Genomic DNA, 20,730 nt, shown 5'->3' with positions numbered 1-20,730 from the left:
GTCGCCATGTCCCGATCCGCACCGACTCTCGCAAACTGGCCTGAAGGCATTCCGCCATGCGCGGAGCTTGCTGGCGAGGCCCTGTTTGCACGGCTCGCAGCATGCGCGGCGGCGACGCCCGATGCCAGTGCGTTCCCGGCTGGCGGCATGTCCTACGGCAAGCTGCTCGACGCCAGCCAGATGCTCGCCGGCTACATGCAACAGCGGCTGGGCGTGCGCGGGGGCGCCAGCGTGTTGCTGTCGCTCGATGACGGCCCGCAGCGGGCGGTCGCCGTGTTCGCGATTGCGCGGTGCGCCGCCCGGGCCGTCCCGCTCGATCTGTTCGCGCGCGCGCCTGGGTCAGGAGCGCGCGCAGCCGTCGTCACGCCAGCATCGTTGCCGGAACTCGCGCCGCTGCTCGACGACGGCACCCTGTACGGCTGCATCGTCTGCGGCAGCGCGCCGAAGCGTCCGGGCCTGCACGACTTTGCCGGCGCGCTCTCGGCGGGCATCGCACCGCTTCCCCACACTTACCCCCTCGACACATGGAGTACAAAGCATGAGCTTACTTGAAGGAAAGGTTGTCATCGTCACCGGCGCCGGTGCCGGCGTTGGCAAGGGCATCGCCCTGGAAGCCGCCCGCCAGGGCGCGCGCGTCATCGTCAACGACCTCGGTGTGAACATCGACGGTTCCGGCGGCAGCGCCGGCCCCGCGCAGCAGGCCGTCGACGAGATCAAGGCCTTCGGCGGCGAAGCCGCGGCCAACACCGATAGCGTGGCCGACTGGGGCTCGGCGCAGAAGATCATCCAGCAGGCCATGGACCTGTACGGCCGCGTGGACGGCGTGGTCAACAACGCCGGCAACCTGCGCGACGTGATGTTCCACAAGATGACCGAAGAGGAATTCGACGCCGTGATCCGCGTGCACCTGAAAGGCACCTGGAACGTATCGCGCGCGGCCGCTCCGCACTTCAAGGCGCAGGAAAGCGGCGCCTACGTGCACATGACCTCGACCTCGGGCCTGATCGGCAACGTGGGGCAGGCCAACTACGCGGCGGCCAAGATGGGCATCGTCGGCCTGTCCAAGGCCATTGCGCTCGACATGAAGAAGTTCAACGTGCGCTCGAACTGCATCGCGCCGTTCGCCTTCACGCGCATGGTCGGCAGCATCCCCACCGAGACGCCCGAAGCCAAGGCACGCATGCAGGTGCTGATGCGCATGGAGCCGGGCAAGATCGCCCCGTTCACGCTGGCCCTGCTGACCGACCAGGCCAGCGACGTCAATGGTCAGATCTTCGGCGTGCGCAGCAACGAGATCTACCTGATGTCGCAGCCGCGCCCGATCCGCACCGCCCACAACGACGCCGGCTGGACCGTGCAGACCTGCGTGGAGCGCGCCATCCCGATGTTCAAGCCGTCGTTCTTCCCGCTCGACCTGTCGCGTGACGCGTTCGCCTGGGACCCGGTCTGACGGACGATTTTCGCCTCTCCCATGAACGGCAGGGGCGAAAGCATGACAAGGAGACAAAGACATGGACTTTCAGCCAGACCTCAGTCTTGAGGCCTTCCGGGACGATTTGCGCCAGTTCCTGCGCACGAAGCTGCCGGCGGAACTGGCCGGCCGCCTGCGCATCGGCACGCGCTCCCCGCGTGAGGAGCTCGCGCCGTGGCAGCGCATCCTGAACGAGAACGGCTGGGGTGCGCCATACTGGCCGAAGGCCCACGGCGGCACCGGCTGGAGCGTGCTGCAGCGGCTGGTGTTCGACGAGGAATGCACCGCCACCGGTACGCCCACTCAGGACACCGGCGCGCAGAAGCTGCTCGGCCCGGTACTGAACGAATTCGCCACGCCGGAGCAAAAGGCCGAGCACTTGCCGCACATCTTCAACGGCACGCGCTTCTGGTGCCAGGGCTTTTCGGAACCCGGCTCGGGCTCCGACCTTGCCTCGCTGCGCACGCAGGCCGTGCGCGACGGTGACGAGTACGTTGTCAACGGCCAGAAGATCTGGACCAGCCACGCCCATCGGGCCGACTGGATCTTCCTGCTGGTGCGCACCAATACCGAGGTCAAGAAGCAGGCCGGCATCAGCTTCCTGCTGGTGGACATGAAGACGCCGGGCATCACCGTGCGCCCGATCCACACCATCGACGGCTGCCACCACCTCAACGAAACCTTCTTCGACAACGTGCGCGTTCCGGTTGCCAACCGCATCGGCGAAGAGGGCGATGGCTGGAAGATCACCAAGTTCCTGCTGAACAACGAGCACGCCACGGCCGCCGATCTGCCGATGCTGCGCAAGTACATGGTGCAGATCCGCATGCTGGCGCGAGAGCGCGACGGCGAAGGCTGTCCGCTGATCGAGCGTCCGCAGTTCGCCCAGCAGGTAGCCCGCTTCGAGGCCGACCTGTCCGCCATCGCCATGCTGGTACAGCGCGTGGCCGCGCTGGAGCAGGCGCAGGACCACGGCGCCGCCGCCCATGCGCTCGGATCGATCCTGAAGGTGCGGGGTACGGAACTGCAGCAGCGCATGAGCAGCTTCATCGTGGAATCGCTCGGCGACTTCGGTCCGGTGGCCTTCGCGCCGCCCGAGACCGACGCCGGTGATCCGCTGCCGATGCAGGATATCGCGCGCGGCCTGGCCAGCGAGATGTTCTTCCGCCGCGCCTCAACCATCTACGGCGGTACCAGCGAAGTGCAGCGCGGCATCATCGCCCGCGCGCTGTTCCAACTTTGAAGCCCCCCACGTCACACTGAGTCACACAGACCATGAATTTCAATCTCGACTCCGAGCAGCAGATGCTGCAGGACAGCGTGCGCCGCTTTGTCGACCGGGACTACGATTTCGAAGCCCGCACCGCGCTGATCAAGTCCGGCTCGCGCTGCAGCGCGAAGCACTGGGACACCTTCGCCAGCAACGGCTGGCTTGCCGCCGCGCTGCCGGAAGAGCAGGGCGGCCTCGGCGGCACGCTGCTCGACACCGTGCTGATCGCTGGCCAGCTTGGCCGTGGCCTGGTCATCGAGCCATACCTCGGCTGCGCCGTGCTCGCGGCGCAAACGCTATTGGCCGGCGCCACACCCGCGCAGCGCGAAGCGCTGCTGCCGGCGCTGGCCGACGGTTCGCGCAAGCTCGCGCTCGCCTACAGCGAAGCCGGCTCGCGCGGCCTGCCGACGCCCATTGCCACCCACGCCGAGGCCGCGCCTGGCGGCTACGTGCTGCGCGGCGTGAAGACACTCGTGCTCGGCGGCCCCGAAGCCGACGCCTTCCTGGTCACCGCCATGACTCCCATCGCGCAGCCGGTCAGCGCGCACGACGGCGCCGAACTGCGCATCTTCGTGGTGGAAGGCGATGCGCCGGGCCTGTCGCGCCGCGCGCTGCCGCTGCACGACGGCAGCTGGGCGGCCGAAGTCACGCTCGACGGCGTGTTCGTTCCCGCCGGCGCGCTGCTGGGCGAGCCGGGCTCCGGCCTGGCCGCGCTGGACCTCGGCCTGCTGCATGGTACCGCCGCGCTGTGCGCGGAACTGGTCGGCGCGATGGAGAAGACCATCGAGATTACCGCCGAGTACCTGAAGGTGCGCAAGCAGTTCGGCGTGGCCATCGGCAGCTTCCAGGCGCTCCAGCACCGCATGGCCGACATGGCCGCGGAACTGGAAGTGGCGCGCTCCATGCTGTACGCGCTGCTGGCTGCGGTGGAAAGCGGCACGCCGGAGGAGGTGCGGAACGCGGTGTCCCAGGCCAAGGCCTTGATCGGGCGCGCAGCCAAGTACGTCTGTGGGCAGGGCATCCAGCTCCACGGCGGCATCGGCATGACCGAGGAATACACGGTCGGCCACTACTTCAAGCGCGCCGTGGTGGCGGACGCCATCTTCGGCAACGCCGACCTGCACGAGTCGCTGGTCGCCTGGTCGCTGCAGCAAGCACTGTCGTAACGAAATCAGGAGTGAGCAAGAGCATGAAAGTCTACGAGAAGATCAGCGATCTCCAGCCGCTCGTCGGCGAGATCATCGGCACCAGCGAGTGGGTGACCATCGAGCAGGGCCGCATCAACCAGTTTGCCGACGCCACCGGCGACCACCAGTGGATCCACGTCGATCCCGAGCGCGCCAAGGACGGCCCCTTTGGCGCCCCCATCGCCCACGGCTTCCTGACGCTGAGCCTGCTACCGGAGTTCTCGAATGCGGCCTATCGCGTGGAGGAAAGCCGCACGGGCGTGAACTATGGTCTCGACAAGGTGCGCTTTCCGGCGCCGGTGCCTGTGCGCAGCAAGCTGCGCGCGCACTTCAAGCTGCTGTCGTACGAGGCGCTGGACGGTGGCGGCGCGCAGACCAAGGTGGAGATGATCGTCGAGCGGGAAGGCGGCACCAAGCCGGTGTGCATCGCCGAGTCGATCACGCGACGGTATCCCTGAACATGGTGCGGCAGCCTAGCGCACGTAAGACGGGGCGCCGCGCAACATCGAGGTTACGAGATCAGCCGCGCCGGGCACCGGCGCGGCTTTCTGACTTTGAGGAGACAAGAGATGACACATAGCCAACTGACACGCCGCCGCGTCCTGCTCGCCATCGCCTGCGGGGCACTGCTGGCCGGCGCTGGACCCGCGCTGGCGGACAAGTATCCGGATCGCCCGATCCGCATTGTGTCCGTGGCGAGCCCCGGCACCAGCATCGACGACTACACCCGCTTGCTGGCGAAATTCCTGGGCGAGCGGCTCGGACAGAACGTCGTGGTCGAGAACCGGCCGGGCGCCAACATGATCCTGGCGAGCGACGCGGTCGCCAAGTCGTCCCCGGACGGGTACACGCTGCTGCTCACGGCTTCCAGCGCGATGTCGGCCAACCCGTTCCTGTACCGGAAGCTGCCCTACAACCCCAACAAGGACTTCGTGCCGGTGGCGCGCATGTCCACGCTGCCGATTGCGCTGGTCGTGCCGGAGCAGTCGCCATATAAGTCGATCCCGGACCTCGTGGCTGCCGCGCGCGCGAAGCCGGGCGCCATCAATGGCGGCTCCAGCAGCACGGGCTATCGCCTGATGTCGGCCGCATTCAACGAGGCGGCAGGCATCAAGACGACGGATGTTCCCTACAAGTCCACTGCCGGCTTGCTGCCCGACCTCGTCGGCGGCCAGGTGGACTACAGCATGGTGGAGTTCGGCGCGGCCTATACGCTGGTGCAGTCGAAGAAGCTGCGGGCGCTGGCGGTGCTCAGCCCGAGGCGGGTGCCGGTGCTGCCGGACGTGCCGACGTTGTCGGAGGCGGGCATGCTGAACCCGAAGCTGATGGAGGCCGTGTCGCGCACCAACTGGAGTGGTCTGTTCGCGCCCGCCGGCACGCCCGCGCCGATCGTCGAGCGGATCGGCAAGCTGACCATCGAGTTCGTGAACTCGCCCGAGGCGCAGAAGCATTATGCGGCGCGGGGAAGCCTGGCGAATCCGGGGACTGGCGCGGAGCTGGGCGCCGCGGTGCAGGCCGACCAGCAGATCTGGCAGAAGATGATTGGTGTGGCGGGGATTCAGCCGGAGTAAGCCGCGGAGCCACCGGTTTTCTCCCCTGAGAGACCGGCGCACGCTGGCCATGCCGACTTGCTCCCAATAACCGACACGTCGTCCCCGCGTAGGCGGGGACCCAGTGTCTTTGAAGCGCGAGCGCTTCTCAAAGTCGCTGGATTCCCGCCTTCGCGGGAATGACGATCAGAACCCGAACAGCGATTTCGCCACGATCCCGCGCTGGATTTCGCTGGTCCCGCCGTAGATCGTGGTGGCGCGGCGGAAGAACATCTCGGCGGCGATGTCGCTCATCACCTCTTGCTGCGGCAGCGGCTCGCCCTGATGGCCGTCATGGCTGGACGGATAGGCAACGGGGCCGTAGTCGCCCAGGCTTTCCACGAGGAACTGTCCCATCAGCTGCTGCAGCTCCGTGCCGCGGATCTTGAGCATCGAGCCCATCGCATGGGCTGCCGGGCTGTGGTCTGCCTCCAGCGCGGCCACCCGCTGCACCATGACCGAGATGGCTTCCAGTTCTGCTTCGCAGCGCGCCAGGCGCAGGGCGAACTGGTGGTGTTCGCCCAAGGTGCGGTTGCGGGCGGGCGATGCCGCCATGGCGCGCAACTGGCGTTGCAGGCGGCGCAGCGTCGGCAGGTCGGCGGTGGTGGCGTGCTCGTTGTTGAGCAGGAACTTGGTCACCTTCCAGCCGCTGCCTTCCTCGCTGATGAGGTTGGCAACCGGCACGCGGACGTTGTCGAAGAAGGTCTCGTTCAGGTGGTGGCAGCCATCGATGCTGATAATGGGGCGCACGGTAATGCCGGGCGTCTTCATGTCCACCAGCAGGAAGCTGATGCCAGCCTGCTTCTTGGCCGACGTGTCGGTGCGCACCAGCAGGAAGATCCAGTCGGCGTGGTGGGCGTAGCTGGTCCAGATCTTCTGGCCATTGATGATGTACTCGTCACCGTCGCGCACGGCCTGCGTGCGCAGCGAGGCAAGGTCCGAGCCCGATCCGGGTTCCGAGAAGCCCTGGCACCACAGGCGCTCGCCACGCAGGATGGCGCCGATGTGCTCGGCCTTCTGCGCGGACGTGCCGAAGTGGTTGATCACCGGGCCGACCAGCTTCTGCGCGAACCCGTCCTGCGAAGGCACGCCTGCGGCGGCACATTCTTCGTCGAAGGCCAGGCGTTGCGGCACGGTCCAGCCGGTGCCGCCGTGTTCCTTTTGCCAATAAGGCGCACCCCAGCCGTGCGCGTTCAGCACGCGCTGCCACTGCATGACGGTCTCGCGCGGCGAGCGCATGCCGTGCGCGCGGCGGGGCAGGTCGGCGGGAACTTTGTTTTGCAGGAAGTGGCGTACTTCCTGGCGGAATTCGGCGAGGGTGGGGTCGGGGCGGAAGTCCATCTGAATGCTCTCCATGTCACGGCCGCGCGGTCCGCCGCTGCGGACCGTCGCGATGGTGACATCTTGGAGGAGAGAAGGGCGTGCATCGCCCCCCACCACTGGTGGCCCATGCCACCCCATATGTCCGCTTATGACAGGGACAGTCTCCCTGTTCCGGACTTTCCGGCCCTTGTGCGGGATATCGCATCCCGGTGCCTCGCCTTATCCCCCCATGTCGAGTAGGACCGCTGCGGCGCGTTGTACGGGACACTGTGTCATGCAGTGCCGAAGCAGTGGAAGTCAACGTTGCACAAGGAGCGCCGTTCCCATCATCGGAGGAAGGACAATGCAATCCCGGCAATACCCGCTACGCCATGCCACGCTCGCTATCTCCGAGGGCATTGCCGAGTTCACCCACCAGCGGCCCGAGGCGCGCAACGCGCTCTCGCTGGAACTGCGGCAGGACTATGCCGACATGCTCGACCTCGTCGAGGCCGACAGCGGGGTGCGGGCGCTGATCCTCGCGGGCTCGGGCGGCAGCTTCTGCGCGGGTGGCGACCTCCGGTCCATCCGCGATCTGCTTGACGATCCCGATCCGTCCGTGCGCGAACCGGCCGCCATGCGTCGCCGGCTGACCGGAATCCATGGCTGGCTGCGCCGCCTGCACGACCTCGAACTGCCCGTGATTGCCGCGGTAGACGGGCCGGCAGCCGGTGCCGGCTTCTCGCTGGCGCTGGCGGCGGACTTCGTGCTGGCGTCGGAGCGCGCCTCGTTCTCGATGGCCTTCGTCAAGATCGGGCTGGTGCCCGACATGGGCGCGATGTACGCCCTGCCGCGTGCCGTGGGCATGGGACTGGCGAAGGAGTTGATGTACACCGGGCGGCGCATGGAGGTGCAGGAGGCGCGCGAGCGCGGCATCGTGCATGCGATCCACGGCGCCGCCGCGTTGCCGACGGCGGCGCGCCAGTTCGCCGCCCGCTTCCTCGACGCCCCGCGCGATGCGGTGGCCCTGACCAAGCGCGCGCTCAACGGCACCTTCGAGTCGTCCTACGACACCATGTTCGCGCTGGAAGGGCAGGCGCAGGGACTGGCCGCTTCCACGCAGTTCTACCGCGACGCCATCGGGAGTTTCCTGCGCGGCGAAGGGCTGCGATTCGACTGGGAGCGCGCCGCGCGCGAAGCATAAGGGCTGCCTGCCGATGTCGACCCTTCCGATTCGTTCGCTCGCGCCTGCAACAGCCGGCTCTGGCCCATGCGCCGATGCGCAGCAGGGCACATGCGGGAGGGCGGTTGGCCATGGCTGTTTCACACCTGATGGAACATGGACATCGGGGTCTGCGCCAGATCTCCACCTCGCAGCCTGCTCGAGCTGCGGGTTTCTCTGCTCCGGCCCCGTGCCGGAGTTTTCTTACACGAGTAGCCTTCGACTGCGTGCCCCCCGACCCGGGGGAGTCTGTGGGTGGGCACAACGCCTCGGGACGGGTAGGCTTGCATCTGCCTGCCCCGTGGTCTGCTTCCGTTTGCGTATGCCCGGAGGAGCGTGCGCTTGGGAATCCCTTCACCTGCCGGCCGCATTGGGGGTGGAGTCAATAATCAAATGGAGAAGACTGGAAAATGAGGAAATCGCAACTTGCGCTTGCTGCACTGCTGGCCGTGGCAGGCGCAGCCCAGGCCCAGACCAGCGTGACGCTGTACGGCGTGATCGATGGTTCGATCGAGTATGTGAATCGCGTCGCGAACGCCCAGCCTACCGTCGTGAACGGCCAGCCCGTTTTTGCGACTACGGGCGGCAGCCGTCTGTCGATGCCCACGCTGGGCGGCCTGTCGCCATCGCGCTGGGGCCTGCGGGGGACCGAGGACCTTGGCGCGGGCAATAGCGCCATCTTCGTCCTGGAGAACGGCTTTGCCCCGGATACCGGCACCTTGCAGTCCGGCCGCCTCTTCGGCCGCCAGGCCTTTGTCGGCCTGCAGAACAGCACCTACGGCAAGCTGATGCTGGGCCGCCAGTACACGTCCTTCTTCGAGGGCATGGCCAATTTTGCGCCGCTGCGCTTTGCCACGACTTATGAACCGGTGGCATGGCAGCTTGGCACCAACTACCGCGAAGACAACGTCGTCAAGTATGTCGGCGTGTTCGGACCGCTGCAGGCTGTGGCTCACTATTCGTTCGGCGTGGGCGTGCCGGCGATCGGCGCCCAGGCGCTGGCTAACGGCGGCAACGGCGAAACGCCGGGAGCATTCCGCGACAATAACGGCTACGGCGCGTCGCTGTCCTACTTCAGCAATGGCTTCGGTGCCTCGATCGCCTACGACCAGTGGCACCCGACCGTGACTTCCGGCCAGCAGGGCAACAGCCGGAAGGCAGGTGCGGCGCTTAGCTATTCAACCGGTCCGTTCAAGGCCATGGCCGGCTACCGCTGGGCCAAGGTGGACTTCGCCAACGGCAATACGCTTGCACGCGATGATTACTACTGGGCAGGCGTCAACTACCAGGCTACCGCCGCACTGGGACTGTCGCTGGCCTACTACTACGCGGACTTCAAGCGATTGAGCCTGGCGCCCGCGGCCCCGGCCAGCAATCCGGCCAACCCGTGGCAAGTGTCCTTCCTTGCCGACTACAGCCTGTCCAAGCGCACTGACATCTATGTGACGGCTGCCTATTCGCGCAATGCAGGCCTGAACTTCGACTCGTCGCAGACGCTGTTCCTCTACGGCTATCCGATGACGGCCGGGCAGAAGGGCATGGTTGGCGTGACTACGGGCATCCGCCACATCTTCTGAGTGCGCCGGGAGACCGGCAAGCAGCAGGTGACGCAAGTCCACTGCGATGAAGCAATGACGAACCCCATCGGCCCCGAGCCGTGCGCAGGCCACCGCGAGGTGGTCGGCGAAACGTCGATGGAGGAACGTCGGGGGCTCGGCCAAGGAGCCCCGATAGCCCAGATGGGGCACGCCGGGATCTGTGCGGGGGTGCTCAGTAATGGGCATTCCCGCGCGATTCGACGACGAATTGGCGGGACCTGACACCGGATAAGTTCCGCCGATACAGCCGGTGTATCGCTCGCAATACCGAAAGTATTTTTCCGACGTCTCCCCGAAACGTACGATGGATTCACCCGTTTCGAGGAGACAGCATGAACACCGCAGCATCGCGGCAACAGGGGCCCGCAGCATGACAGGCCCCCTGCAAGGCGTCCGCATCATCGACATGACCACGGTCCTCATGGGACCGTACGCCACCCAGATCCTCGGCGACCTTGGTGCCGACGTCATCAAGGTCGAGCCGCCCGCCGGCGACACCGTGCGCGACGTGGGCCCTCGCCGCCACGACGGCATGGCCGGCATCTTCCTGCATGTGAACCGCAGCAAGCGCAGCGTCGTGCTGGATCTGAAGAAGCCCGCCGGGCGCGAGGCGCTTCTGCGCCTGGCCGCCGATGCCGACGTACTCATCTACAACGTCCGCCCGCAGGCGATGGCGCGGCTGAACCTCGGCTACGAGGAGATCGCGAAGATCAATCCGTGCATCCTGTACGTGGGCGTGTACGGCTACGGCCAGGGCGGTCCCTACGCCGCCAAGTCGGCCTATGACGACCTGATCCAGGGCGCCGTGGCCATTCCCTCGCTCGCCAGGACGGCCGGCGCAGACGTGCCGCGCTACGCCCCCAGCGCCATTGCCGACCGCATCGTTGCGCTCGCCGCCGCGAATGCCGTGACGGCCGGGCTGTTCCACCGCCAGCGTACCGGCGAAGGCCAGGCCATCGACGTGCCGATGTTCGAAACCATGGCGCAGTTCGTGCTGGGCGACCACATGGGCGGCCTGACCTTCGACCCGCCCATTGGCCCGAGCGGCTACGCGCGCATTCTCGACCACAACCGCCGCCCGTACCGAACCAGGGACGGCTACGTCTGCGTGCTTGTCTACAACGACAAGCAGTGGCGCAAGTTCTTCGACATGATCGGCAAGCCGGGCCTGATGGACAACGACCCGCGCTTCGCCACCATCGGCGAGCGTACCAAGCACATCAACGAGTTGTACCAGATGGTGGCCGAGGTGATGCCCACGCGCACGTCCGCCGAATGGATCGAATTGCTTGAAGCCGCCGACATGCCGGTGATGCAGCTTCACACCATCGACTCGCTGCTGGCGGATCCGCACCTCGATGCCGTGAACTTCTTCGACGTGGTCGAGCACCCCACCGAAGGCGCGATCCGCTCCATGGCGATCCCCTCGCAATGGTCGAGGACGCCGCCGCGGGTTGCCCGCCAGGCCCCGCGCCTCGGCGAGCACAGCGCCGAGGTGCTGGCCGAGGCCGGCTACAGCGCCGCAGACATTCGCAAGCTGGCCGAGGAGGGCGCCACCGTGCTCGCCCCGGCCGCGCAGTAACGCCATATCCGGAGCTTCACCTTGACCACAAGCCTCGAATTCCTGCCGCTCGTCGCCATCCCGCCCGAGGATGAGGCGCTGCGTGCCCCAATCCGCGCCTTCCTTGAAGAGACGCTGGCCGACGTGCCGACGCATATCCGCGCCCGCACCTGGATGGGCTATGACGCCGACTTCAGCCGCGCCCTCGCGAAACAGGGCTGGCTCGGCCTCGCCTTGCCAAAAGAGTACGGCGGCGCCGGCCGCAGCGCCTTCGCCCGCTTCGTGCTGGTGGAGGAACTGATCGCCGCCGGCGCGCCGGTGTCGGCCCACTGGTTCGCCGACCGCCAGACCGCGCCGCTGATCCTGAAGTTCGGCACGCCGGCGCAGCGCGAGTTCTTTGTCCCGCGCATGGTGCGCGGCGAGATCTTCATGTGCATCGGCATGAGCGAGCCCGACACCGGCTCCGACCTCTCCAGCGTGCGCACCCGCGCCGTGCGCACCGAAACTGGCTGGCGCCTGAACGGCCGCAAGATCTGGACGACCAATGCCCACCGCACGCAGTACATGTGCGCGCTGGTGCGGACGTCGGGCCAGCACGGCGACCGCCACCAGGGCCTGTCGCAGGTACTGATCGACCTGAGCCTGCCCGGCATCAGCTACCGCCCGATCAAGGACCTCGCCGGTGACGCGCACTTCTGCGAAGTCGTATTCGAGGACGTGGACCTGCCCGCCGACGCCATCGTCGGCGAGGAAGGCTCGGGCTGGAAGCAGGTGACCGCCGAACTCGCCTTCGAGCGCAGTGGCCCCGAGCGCATCCTGACCAGCCAGCTTCTGGCCGAGACGTGGCTGGCCGAAGTGCGTGCGTCGGGCCTCCCCGCGCCCGATTCGGTGAAGGTCATCGCCGGCCGCATCGCCGGGCGCCTGGCCGCGCTGCGGGCGATGTCGCTCGCCGTGGCCGACCTGCTCGACAAGGGCCAGAACCCCGAGACCGACGCTGCCTACGTCAAGGACCTCGGCACCGAGTTCGAGCAGACCGTGCCGGGATGGATCGCCTCGGCCATCGAGCAGATGCCGGACTTTGAGCCGTCGGAGACGCTGCAACGCGCGCTCGCCTACATCACGCAGCTTTGCCCGAGCTTCTCGCTGCGCGGCGGCACGCGCCAGATCCTGCGCGGCATCATCGCCCGCTCGCTCGGGCTTCGCTAAGACTCATCCGGATACGTATATGACTGATTCCCTCCTGGAAGGCTTCGAGCGCGCGCTCGCCGACCTGTGCGCCGACGAGGCGGTGCGCCGCAGCGAAGCGGGCGAAGGCGCCGCCGCGCAGTGGGCCGCCATCGACGCCCTTGGCTACACCGATGCCCTCGTGCCCGCCGAATGCGGTGGCGCCGGGCTGTCGCTACCTGAAGCGTTCCCGCTGTTCCTCGCTGCCGGCCGCGCCGGCCTGAGCCACCCGCTCGCCGAGACCGCCATCGCTCGCGCCATGCTGGCGAAGGCCGGGCGCGAGAGCACGGGCGAGTGTATTGCCATCGCTCCCGCCGCCGCTGGCGGCCAGCACATCGTCTGCCGCAACGTGCCGGGCGCCGCGCTCGCCGATCTCGTGCTGACGCAGTGGCGCGGCGAATGGCTGCTATTGCCGGTGAGCGCCGCGATGCGCACGCCGGGCATCTACCGCCCACGGGCATCGGCCTCGCTGCAATGGCAGTCCGCCGAAGCCGCCGTCTTCCGCTTCCGCGAAGACGACGCTGACATCATCGCCCTGTGCAACGCCGCCCACGCCGCGGGCATGGCGGGCGCGATGCAGCGCGTGCTGGCGATGAGCGTGACATACGTCAACGACCGCCAGCAGTTCGGGCGCGCGATCAGCCAGTTCCAGGCCATGCAGCAGGAACTGAGCGTGATGGCCGAGCAGGCTGCCTCGGCGGTCTTCGCCGCCCGCCTGGGCTGCGCCGCCGACGGCTACCTTCCCGACCCACTGCGCGCTGCTACCGCAAAGCTGCGCGCCTGCGAGGCGGGGGAGCGAGTGGCGGCCATCGCCCACGCCGTGCACGGCGCCATCGGCATCACCGAGGAACTGGCGCTCGGCCTGTTCACGCGCCGCCTGCATGAATGGCGCAGCGTCGGCGGCAGCGAGACATATTGCGCAAAGCTGCTCGGTGACGCGCTGTTCGCGCAAGACGGCGCATCGAGCCAGGTGATTCTCGACTTCGCGCGCACGCAGCTCGCATTCCACTCCTGAGGCCGCCATGCAGAACAACAAGGAATCCATCGTCATCGTCGGCGCGAAGCGTACGCCCATCGGGGCGTTCAACGGCTCGCTGTCGGCGTTCAAGGCGCCGGAGCTGGGCGCCATCACCATCCGCGCCGCCGTGGCGCAGGCAGGCGTCGATCCGGCTTCGGTCGACGAAGCCATCATGGGCCTGTGCCTGTTTGCCAACGTTGGTCAGGCGCCAGCGCGGCAGGCTGTACTCGGCGCGGGGCTGCCCACGTCCACGCCGGCCACGACCATCAGCAAGATGTGCGGATCGGCCATGAAATCCGTGATGCTCGCGCATGACCTGCTGCTCGCCGGCACCTGCAACGTGGCCGTGGCGGGCGGCATGGAGTCGATGACCAACGCGCCGTACATCGTCCCGCGCGGCCGCTACGGCTACCGTCTCGGGCACGGCCAGTTCCTCGATCACATGTATTGCGACGGCCTGGAGGATGCCTACGAAGGCCACCTGATGGGCTACTACGCCGACCTCGCCGCCGAGGCGCGCGGCATCGGCCGCGAGGCGCAGGATGCGTACGCCCGCGAGAGCCTGCTGCGCGCGCAGGCGGCGGTCGCCGAAGGGCACTTCCGCGACGAGATCGCCCCGGTCACGCTCAAGCGCGGCGGCGAGTTCACCGAGGACGAGACGCCGGGCCAGTGCGACGCCGCGAGGCTGCCGAAACTGAAGGCCGTGTTCCGCGACGGTGGCTCGGTAACGGCCGGCAATGCCTCGTCGATCTCCGACGGTGCCGCCGCGCTGGTCCTGATGCGCGAGAGCGACGCCATTCGCCAGGGCCTTGCGCCGCTGGCCCGCATCGTCGCGCACGCCACCCATGCCAACCCGCCTCAACAGTTCGCCGACGCGCCGGTGCTCGCCGCGCGCCGCGTGTTCGACAAGGCCGGCTGGACCGCGCGCGACGTCGATCTCTATGAGGTCAACGAGGCGTTTGCCGTGGTGACGATGATCGCGCTGGACGAACTGGGCATCGGCCACGACCGCCTCAACGTCAATGGCGGCGCCTGCGCGCTCGGCCATCCGGTCGGGGCCACCGGCGCCCGCTTGCTGGTGACGCTGGTCCACGCGCTGAAGCAGCGCGGCCTGAAGCGCGGTCTCGCCAGCCTGTGCCTGGGCGGCGGCGAGGCGACCGCAGTTGGCCTGGAACTGTGCTGAGGAGGGTGGGATGAGTCTTCAGCATCGCATCGAGAACTCGGTCGGCTGGCTGGTCATGGACCGGGCGGCGGCGATGAACAGCCTGAACCGCGAGATGGCGGCCGCCATGACCGCGCGGCTCAATGCCTGGCGCGACGACTCCGCCGTGCGCGTGGTGGTGCTCACCGGCAACGGCCGTGCGTTCTGCGCCGGGGCAGACCTGAAGGAAGTGGCCGAGCCGCCTGTGACCGGCGAGCCGGATTTCCTGGACGTGGTGGTTGGCTTCGTCGACGCGCTGCGTGCCTTCCCGAAGCCGGTCATTGCAGCCGTGAATGGTCTGGCGCTGGCGGGCGGCCTGGAAACGGTGATGGCCTGCGATCTCGTCCTCGCGGCCGAGAGCGCGAAGCTGGGCGACGCGCACTCGAACTTCGGCGTGTTCCCGGGAGCGGGCGGCGCGGCCGTGCTGCCGCGCAAGGTGCCCGCCAATGTGGCGCGCTGGCTGCTGTTCACCGGCGCGAGCTTCACCGCCGCGCAGATGGAGCGCTTCGGGCTGGTCAACGAAGTCGTGCCCGACGCCGGACTCGCTGCCCGCGCGCAAGCCGTGGGCGAACTGCTGGCGGCCAGGAGCCCGCTGGTGCTCGCCCGCATGAAGCGCGTGGTGGCCGAAGCCGCCGACAAGCCGGTTGCCGACGCGCTCCGCCACGAACTGCTCGAACTGCGCAACCACCAGCGCTCTTATGACATGCGCGAAGGCCTGCGGGCCTTCGCCGAAAAGCGGCAGCCTGTCTTCCAGGGCCGCTGAACCGATACAAGGATCCACCATGGACTTGCTCTACTCGGAGGAGCACAAGGCGTTCCGGCGGGAAGCGCGTGACTTCATCGTCGCCAACCTGCCCGACGACATGCGCCAGCGCCTGCGCGACGGCGGCTTCGCCTCCAAGGCCGATACCGAACTCTGGCAACGTGCGCTGAACAGGCGTGGCTGGGGTGCGCCCGCCTGGCCGAAGGCATGCGGCGGCGCCGGCTGGGATGCCGCCGAACAGCAGATCTTCGCCGACGAGTGTGCCGCCGCCCCGGCGCCGCCGCCGCACATCTTCAACATCACGATGCTCGGGCCGGTGATCATCCACTTCGGCTCCGACGCCCAGCGCGAGTACTTCCTGCCGAAGCTGCTGAACGCCGACATCCAGGTCTGCCAGGGCTTCTCGGAGCCGGGTTCCGGCTCCGACCTCGCATCGCTCAAGACTGCCGCCGTGCGCGAGGGCGACGAGTACGTCGTCAACGGCCAGAAGATCTGGACGAGCCAGGCGCATTACTCCGACTGGGTGTTCTGCCTCGTCCGCACCGATCCCAATGCGGTGAAGAAGCAGGCCGGCATCTCGTTCCTGCTGATCGACCTGAAGACGCCCGGCGTGACCGTGCGGCCGATCATCAGCATCGACGGCCGCCACAGCCTGAATGAAGTGTTCTTCGACAACGTGCGGGTGCCCGCCACCAACCTGGTCGGCGAAGAGAACAAGGGCTGGGACTATGCCAAGTTCCTGCTTGGCCACGAGCGCGCTTACATCGCCGGTATCGGCCGCAACAAGGAACGCGTGGCCTGCGCGAAGGCTTTGCTGGCGAAGCTGGGGGAGGAGGGGCATCCCGCTTCCACGCTGGCGGCCTGTCGCGGCCAGATCGCCATGATCGAGGCCGACCTGCACGCGCTGGAAGTGACGCAGTTCCGCATGCACGGCGGCCATGCCGACATGAAGCTGTCGCCGATGCTGAAGGCCCGCGGCAGCGAGATATTCCAGGCCATCACCGACGTGATCTGCCGCATGACCGCCCCGGCCTCGCTGCGGGCGGACACTGGAACGCTCGCCAAGTCGTATCTGTACTCCCGCGCCGTCTCCATCTTCGGCGGCAGCACCGAAGTGCAGAAGAACATCCTTTCCGCCACCGTGCTCGACCTGTCATGAACCTGCAACTGAACGACGTCCAGCAGCAACTGCAGGACAGCCTGGCGCGGCTGCTGGCCCGCGAATACGATTTCGGCCACCGCCAGCAATACGTGGCGGCTGAAGCCGGCCACTCGCCCGAAGTGTGGGCGCAACTGGCCGAACTCGGCGTGACCGCCGCGGCGATGCCCGAGGCGCATGGCGGCTTCGGCGGCGATGCCGTGGACCAAATGGCCGTGTCCGAGGCGCTGGGCAAGTGCCTGTCACTGGAGCCGTATCACGGCACCGTGGTCATGGCGGCCACGGCCATCGAACAGCTCGGCTCGCCCACGCAGCAGTCCAGCCTGTTGCCACGGATCGCGCGCGGCGAACTCCAGGTGGCGTGGGCGCATGGCGAAGCGGTGCCCGGTCGCGTGGCCACGCATTCTGCCCATGGCGTGGACGGCTGGCGCCTGTATGGCACCAAGCCCTGCGTGCTGCATGGCACCGGGGCGGACTACTTCCTCGTGACCGCGCAGGCGCCGAATGAAGGCGTCCAGCTCTTCCTGGTCAATGCCCGCACCACGGGCGTGGCCGTCGCCGGCGGTCGCCTCATCGACGGTACCCCGGCGGCGGACGTGACGCTGGACGACGCCGAGGGCGAGCGGCTTGGCACGCTGACACCCGCGCTGCTGCAGCGCCTGCTCGACACCGGCATCAGCGCGGCCTGCGCGGAGATGGTCGGCGCGATGGATTCGGCGTACACGCTTACCGTCGCCTACCTGAAGACGCGCAAGCAGTTCGGCCGCCTGATCGGCTCGAACCAGGCGCTCCAGCATCGCGCCGTCGACATGCTGGTGGCGCTGGAGCAGAGCCGCAGCATGGCGGTCTCGCTGGCACTCGCGCTGGCCGGCCGCAACGACCTGACTGGCGCGGACGTGCCGTCGCACGCCGCCAAGGTGCTGGTCACCCGCAACGCACGGCAGGTCTGCCAGGAAGCCATCCAGATGCACGGCGGCATCGGCATGACCGAGGAGTACGCGGTCGGCCACTACCTGCGCCGCATCCTCGTGCTCGACCAGCTGCATGGCGACACGCAATTCCATCTGGGCCGCCTGGAAGGGCGTCCCGAATAGTCCCGAATAGTCCCGAATAAACCCCGAATAAACCCCGAATTACTCCAATACTTCGAGAGGAGATCCACCATGACCGACAACAACCTCATGTCCCTGGCCGGCAAGGTCATCATCGTCACCGGCGCCGCGCAGGGCGTGGGCCGTGCCACCGCCGAACTCGCGCTCAAGCTGGGCGCCAAGGTTTGCGCGGTGGACCTGAAGGGCGAACCCATCCAGGCCCTCGCCGCCGAGCATCCCGACCACGTGCAAGCCTATGTCGGCAACGTGGCCGACCCCGACTTCGTTTCGGCCTCGGTCGAGCATGCCGTATCGCGCTTCGGCAAGGTGGACGGCCTTGTGAGTTGCGCCGGCATCGTGCGTGCCGCGATGATCGAGAACATGACGCTGAAGACCTGGAACGAAGTGATCGACTGCCACCTGACCGGCGCGTTCCTGTGGCTCCAGGCAGTGGGCTCGCGCCTCGTCGAGCGCGCGAAGAACGGCGAGAAGGTCAGCGGCTCGATCGTCAACATCTCGTCCGAAGCCGGCCGTCGCGGCTCCATCGGCCAGATCAACTACGCCTCTGCCAAGGCCGGCATGCTGGGCATGACGATGGCTGCCGCCCGCGAGTGGGGCAAGTACGGTGTGCGCACCAACACCATCTGCCTGGGCATGGTCGAGACGCCGATGACCGAGACCATCCGCAGCGACCGCTTCCGCGACACCTACCTTGCCATGATTCCGATGGGCCGCTGGGCGCAACCGGAGGAAGTGGCGGCCCCAATCGCCTTTCTGCTGTCGGATGCCGCCGGCTACGTGCTCGGCCAGCACCTCGGCGTGAATGGTGGCTTCCACCTGGCGAGCTGAGGCCGGCATGTCGTCACGCAAGCTTTTTACCCACGATGAGCTGCGCCGCACCTTCCATCCGCGATCCATCGCGGTGGTCGGGGCGACGCCCAACGAGAAGGCCTTCGCCGGCCGCTCAATGACCAACCTGCGACAGTTCGACGGCAAGGTGCTGCTGGTCAACCCGCGCTACGAGGAGATCAACGGGGAATGCTGCTACCCATCGCTCTCCGCGCTGCCCGAGGTGCCGGACTGCGTGCTGATCGCCACCGGGCGCGACACGGTCGAGCCCATCGTGCGCGAGTGCGGCAAGCTGGGCGCAGGCGGCGTGGTGCTGTTCGCGTCGGGCTACGCCGAGACCGGCAATCCGGAGAAGGCAGCCGACCAGGCCCGCCTGGTGGACATCGCCCGGGAGAGCGGCGTGCGGCTGCTCGGCCCCAACACCATCGGCTATGCCAACTACGTCAACAACGCGATGGTGTCGTTCACGGCGCTGCCGGCCCGCGAGGGCGAACTGCCGCCGCACGCGATCGGGCTGGTGAGCCAGTCCGGCGCGCTCGCGTTCGCGCTGGAGCAGGCGGCCAACCACGGCACGGCGTTCAGCCATGTGTTCTCGTGCGGCAATGCGTGCGACATCGACGTGGCCGACCAGATTGCCTACATGGCCGGCGATCCGGCGTGCGCGGCGATTGCCTGTGTGTTCGAGGGGCTGTCCGACGCCAGCCGCATCATCCGCGCCGCCGAGCTGTGCGCGCAAGCCGGCAAGCCGCTGGTCGTCTACAAGATGGCGCGTGGCGAAGCGGGTGCGGCGGCTGCCATGTCGCACACCGGGTCGATGGCGGGGTCCGACCGCGCCTACAGCACGGCGCTGCGCGAGGCCGGCGCGGTGCAGGTCGACACGATCGAGCAACTGGTGCCGACCACCGTGTTCTTCGCCAAGGCACCGCGTCCGACGGCGACCGGCGTGGCGATCGTCTCCGGCTCGGGCGGCGCGGGCATCGTCGCCGCCGACGAGGCCGAGCGCTTCGACGTGCCGCTGCCGCAGCCGTGCGACGCGACCCGTGCCGTGCTCGAATCGCATATCCCGGACTTCGGCGCTGCCCGCAACCCGTGCGACCTGACGGCCCAGGCCGCCAACAACTTCGACTCGTTCATCCAGTGCGGCGACGCGGTCTTCGCTGATGTGGCCTATGGCGCCGCCGTCGTGCCGCTGGTGGTGACGGGCGAAGGCAACGGGCGCCGCTTCGAGGTCTTCAACGACCTCGCGGTGAAGCACGGCAAGATGGCCTGCGGCCTGTGGATGTCGAACTGGATGGAAGGCCCGGAGTCGCGCGAGACCGAAGCGCTGCCGCGGCTGGCGCTGTTCCGCTCGGTGTCGCATTGCTTCGCGGCGCTGGCGGCATGGCACCGGCGCGAGCAGTGGCTGTTGTCGCGCGCCACGCCGAAGGCGCCGCGCATGACGCTCGCTTCGGTGGCCGCCGATGCACGCGCGCGCATCCTGGCCGCGCCGGCCGATACGCTGACCGAGCGTGAAGCCAAGGACGTCCTCGCCATGTACGGCGTGCCGGTGGTGGGCGAGTCCCTGGCGGCGAGCGGGCAGGACGCCGTGCGCGCCGCCGATGCCTGCGGCTATCCGGTCGTGCTGAAAGTCGAAAGCCCGGCAATCCCGCACAAGTCGGAAGCCGGCGTGATTCGCCTCGGCGTGAAGTCGGCCGAGGAAGTCGCCGTTGCGTACCGCGAGGTGATGGCGAACGCGCGCAAGGTGACGACCGACGACCGCATCAACGGCGTGCTGGTGCAAAGCCAGGTGCCGGCCGGCGTCGAGATCCTGGTCGGCGCCCGCGTCGATCCGCACCTCGGCGCGCTGCTGGTTGTCGGCCTGGGCGGGGTGATGGTCGAGCTGATGCAGGACACGGTCGCGACTATCGCGCCGTGCTCGGCGCAGCAGGCGCGCGAGATGCTGGAACGGTTGCGCGGCGTGGCGCTGCTCAAGGGCTTCCGTGGCGCGGCCGGCGTGGACATGGAGCGTCTGGCCGAGGTCATCGCCAGCCTGTCCGAGTTCGCGGCCGACCAGCGCGACCTGATCGCCGAGTTCGACGTGAATCCGCTGATCTGCACGCCGGACCGCATCGTGGCGGTGGACGCGCTGATCGAACGCAAGGGCTGACGGCCGGTTTGGCGGAGGAAGGCCGCGCTACGGAGGGGCGCGGCCTTGTGAAGGGCTTTGGAGAATGCCGGGTAAGCAG

Annotated in this window: 18 protein-coding genes; 17 read left to right on the top strand and 1 reads right to left on the bottom strand. The window is 67.9% G+C overall.

Annotation, left to right across the window (positions count from 1 at the left end; all coding sequences use genetic code 11):
* The first annotated feature begins 6 nt into the window (after positions 1 to 6).
* The 6 genes from AC3FKG_RS22195 (at position 7) to AC3FKG_RS22170 (ending at position 5,499) form a co-directional block, all read left to right on the top strand.
* Positions 7 to 552, top strand: coding sequence for an AMP-binding protein (locus tag AC3FKG_RS22195; protein ID WP_483713664.1), 546 nt, complete (start codon positions 7 to 9; stop codon positions 550 to 552).
* Positions 539 to 1,450, top strand: a complete 912-nt coding sequence (locus AC3FKG_RS22190; protein WP_483713665.1) for an SDR family NAD(P)-dependent oxidoreductase — start codon at positions 539 to 541, stop codon at positions 1,448 to 1,450. Before AC3FKG_RS22195 ends, AC3FKG_RS22190 begins: the two co-directional genes overlap by 14 nt.
* A 61-nt stretch (positions 1,451 to 1,511) precedes the next feature.
* Positions 1,512 to 2,714 carry an acyl-CoA dehydrogenase gene (locus AC3FKG_RS22185; RefSeq protein ID WP_488744132.1) on the top strand — a complete coding sequence of 401 codons (1,203 nt, stop codon included), beginning with the start codon at positions 1,512 to 1,514 and terminating at the stop codon, positions 2,712 to 2,714.
* A 32-nt stretch (positions 2,715 to 2,746) separates the two neighbouring features.
* Positions 2,747 to 3,907, top strand: a complete 1,161-nt coding sequence (locus AC3FKG_RS22180) for an acyl-CoA dehydrogenase family protein (RefSeq protein ID WP_483713668.1) — start codon at positions 2,747 to 2,749, stop codon at positions 3,905 to 3,907.
* 23 nt (positions 3,908 to 3,930) lie between these two features.
* Positions 3,931 to 4,386, top strand: a complete 456-nt coding sequence (locus AC3FKG_RS22175; RefSeq protein WP_483713670.1) for a MaoC family dehydratase — start codon at positions 3,931 to 3,933, stop codon at positions 4,384 to 4,386.
* Positions 4,387 to 4,497: 111 nt separating this feature from the next.
* Complete coding sequence (locus AC3FKG_RS22170) at positions 4,498 to 5,499, top strand: Bug family tripartite tricarboxylate transporter substrate binding protein (RefSeq protein WP_488744131.1); 1,002 nt, start codon at positions 4,498 to 4,500, stop codon at positions 5,497 to 5,499.
* A gap of 165 nt (positions 5,500 to 5,664) precedes the next feature.
* Here AC3FKG_RS22170 and AC3FKG_RS22165 read toward each other — a convergent pair whose 3' ends face one another.
* The gene (locus tag AC3FKG_RS22165; RefSeq protein WP_488744130.1) at positions 5,665 to 6,858 is read right to left on the bottom strand and encodes an acyl-CoA dehydrogenase; all 1,194 of its coding nucleotides are present in this window, start codon (positions 6,856 to 6,858) and stop codon (positions 5,665 to 5,667) included.
* 325 nt (positions 6,859 to 7,183) lie between these two features.
* Here AC3FKG_RS22165 and AC3FKG_RS22160 point away from each other — a divergent pair, with 325 nt between their 5' ends.
* The 11 genes from AC3FKG_RS22160 to AC3FKG_RS22110 all read left to right on the top strand — a co-directional run bounded on the left by AC3FKG_RS22160 (position 7,184) and on the right by AC3FKG_RS22110 (position 20,651).
* Positions 7,184 to 8,023 carry an enoyl-CoA hydratase/isomerase family protein gene (locus tag AC3FKG_RS22160; RefSeq protein ID WP_483713673.1) on the top strand — a complete coding sequence of 280 codons (840 nt, stop codon included), beginning with the start codon at positions 7,184 to 7,186 and terminating at the stop codon, positions 8,021 to 8,023.
* 428 nt (positions 8,024 to 8,451) lie between these two features.
* Entirely contained in the window at positions 8,452 to 9,618 is a 1,167-nt protein-coding gene (locus AC3FKG_RS22155; protein ID WP_488744129.1) for a porin, read from the top strand.
* A 391-nt stretch (positions 9,619 to 10,009) separates the two neighbouring features.
* On the top strand, positions 10,010 to 11,221 hold the full coding sequence (locus tag AC3FKG_RS22150; protein ID WP_488744128.1) for a CaiB/BaiF CoA transferase family protein: 1,212 nt from the start codon (positions 10,010 to 10,012) through the stop codon (positions 11,219 to 11,221).
* A 21-nt stretch (positions 11,222 to 11,242) separates the two neighbouring features.
* Positions 11,243 to 12,406, top strand: coding sequence for an acyl-CoA dehydrogenase family protein (locus AC3FKG_RS22145; protein ID WP_488744127.1), 1,164 nt, complete (start codon positions 11,243 to 11,245; stop codon positions 12,404 to 12,406).
* Positions 12,407 to 12,425: 19 nt separating this feature from the next.
* The gene (locus AC3FKG_RS22140; RefSeq protein WP_488744126.1) at positions 12,426 to 13,439 is read left to right on the top strand and encodes an acyl-CoA dehydrogenase family protein; all 1,014 of its coding nucleotides are present in this window, start codon (positions 12,426 to 12,428) and stop codon (positions 13,437 to 13,439) included.
* Between the two features lie 7 nt (positions 13,440 to 13,446).
* Positions 13,447 to 14,625, top strand: a complete 1,179-nt coding sequence (locus AC3FKG_RS22135; protein WP_488744125.1) for a thiolase family protein — start codon at positions 13,447 to 13,449, stop codon at positions 14,623 to 14,625.
* A gap of 10 nt (positions 14,626 to 14,635) precedes the next feature.
* Entirely contained in the window at positions 14,636 to 15,406 is a 771-nt protein-coding gene (locus AC3FKG_RS22130; RefSeq protein WP_488744124.1) for an enoyl-CoA hydratase/isomerase family protein, read from the top strand.
* 19 nt (positions 15,407 to 15,425) lie between these two features.
* On the top strand, positions 15,426 to 16,565 hold the full coding sequence (locus AC3FKG_RS22125) for an acyl-CoA dehydrogenase family protein (protein WP_488744123.1): 1,140 nt from the start codon (positions 15,426 to 15,428) through the stop codon (positions 16,563 to 16,565).
* Entirely contained in the window at positions 16,562 to 17,659 is a 1,098-nt protein-coding gene (locus AC3FKG_RS22120) for an acyl-CoA dehydrogenase family protein (protein WP_483713682.1), read from the top strand. Before AC3FKG_RS22125 ends, AC3FKG_RS22120 begins: the two co-directional genes overlap by 4 nt.
* A gap of 69 nt (positions 17,660 to 17,728) precedes the next feature.
* The gene (locus AC3FKG_RS22115; protein ID WP_488744122.1) at positions 17,729 to 18,505 is read left to right on the top strand and encodes an SDR family NAD(P)-dependent oxidoreductase; all 777 of its coding nucleotides are present in this window, start codon (positions 17,729 to 17,731) and stop codon (positions 18,503 to 18,505) included.
* Between the two features lie 7 nt (positions 18,506 to 18,512).
* Positions 18,513 to 20,651 (top strand): acetate--CoA ligase family protein, encoded by a 2,139-nt coding sequence (locus tag AC3FKG_RS22110; protein ID WP_483713686.1) that lies wholly within the window; start codon positions 18,513 to 18,515, stop codon positions 20,649 to 20,651.
* The last annotated feature ends 79 nt before the right edge of the window (positions 20,652 to 20,730 follow it).

The organism is Cupriavidus sp. 22TCCZM04-2 (genome assembly GCF_057798895.1).
This window is presented reverse-complemented; position numbering and strand designations above follow the sequence as displayed.

Bases quoted from the DNA above. Each gene is read 5' to 3' on its own strand.
- AC3FKG_RS22165 (WP_488744130.1), bottom strand. From the start codon at position 6,858: ATGGACTTCCGCCCCGACCCCACCCTCGCCGAATTCCGCCAGGAAGTA.
- AC3FKG_RS22185 (WP_488744132.1), top strand. From the start codon at position 1,512: ATGGACTTTCAGCCAGACCTCAGTCTTGAGGCCTTCCGGGACGATTTG.
- AC3FKG_RS22125 (WP_488744123.1), top strand. From the start codon at position 15,426: ATGGACTTGCTCTACTCGGAGGAGCACAAGGCGTTCCGGCGGGAAGCG.
- AC3FKG_RS22190 (WP_483713665.1), top strand. From the start codon at position 539: ATGAGCTTACTTGAAGGAAAGGTTGTCATCGTCACCGGCGCCGGTGCC.
- AC3FKG_RS22180 (WP_483713668.1), top strand. From the start codon at position 2,747: ATGAATTTCAATCTCGACTCCGAGCAGCAGATGCTGCAGGACAGCGTG.
- AC3FKG_RS22140 (WP_488744126.1), top strand. From the start codon at position 12,426: ATGACTGATTCCCTCCTGGAAGGCTTCGAGCGCGCGCTCGCCGACCTG.
- AC3FKG_RS22160 (WP_483713673.1), top strand. From the start codon at position 7,184: ATGCAATCCCGGCAATACCCGCTACGCCATGCCACGCTCGCTATCTCC.
- AC3FKG_RS22150 (WP_488744128.1), top strand. From the start codon at position 10,010: ATGACAGGCCCCCTGCAAGGCGTCCGCATCATCGACATGACCACGGTC.
- AC3FKG_RS22170 (WP_488744131.1), top strand. From the start codon at position 4,498: ATGACACATAGCCAACTGACACGCCGCCGCGTCCTGCTCGCCATCGCC.
- AC3FKG_RS22175 (WP_483713670.1), top strand. From the start codon at position 3,931: ATGAAAGTCTACGAGAAGATCAGCGATCTCCAGCCGCTCGTCGGCGAG.
- AC3FKG_RS22130 (WP_488744124.1), top strand. From the start codon at position 14,636: ATGAGTCTTCAGCATCGCATCGAGAACTCGGTCGGCTGGCTGGTCATG.
- AC3FKG_RS22110 (WP_483713686.1), top strand. From the start codon at position 18,513: ATGTCGTCACGCAAGCTTTTTACCCACGATGAGCTGCGCCGCACCTTC.
- AC3FKG_RS22135 (WP_488744125.1), top strand. From the start codon at position 13,447: ATGCAGAACAACAAGGAATCCATCGTCATCGTCGGCGCGAAGCGTACG.
- AC3FKG_RS22195 (WP_483713664.1), top strand. From the start codon at position 7: ATGTCCCGATCCGCACCGACTCTCGCAAACTGGCCTGAAGGCATTCCG.
- AC3FKG_RS22115 (WP_488744122.1), top strand. From the start codon at position 17,729: ATGACCGACAACAACCTCATGTCCCTGGCCGGCAAGGTCATCATCGTC.
- AC3FKG_RS22155 (WP_488744129.1), top strand. From the start codon at position 8,452: ATGAGGAAATCGCAACTTGCGCTTGCTGCACTGCTGGCCGTGGCAGGC.
- AC3FKG_RS22120 (WP_483713682.1), top strand. From the start codon at position 16,562: ATGAACCTGCAACTGAACGACGTCCAGCAGCAACTGCAGGACAGCCTG.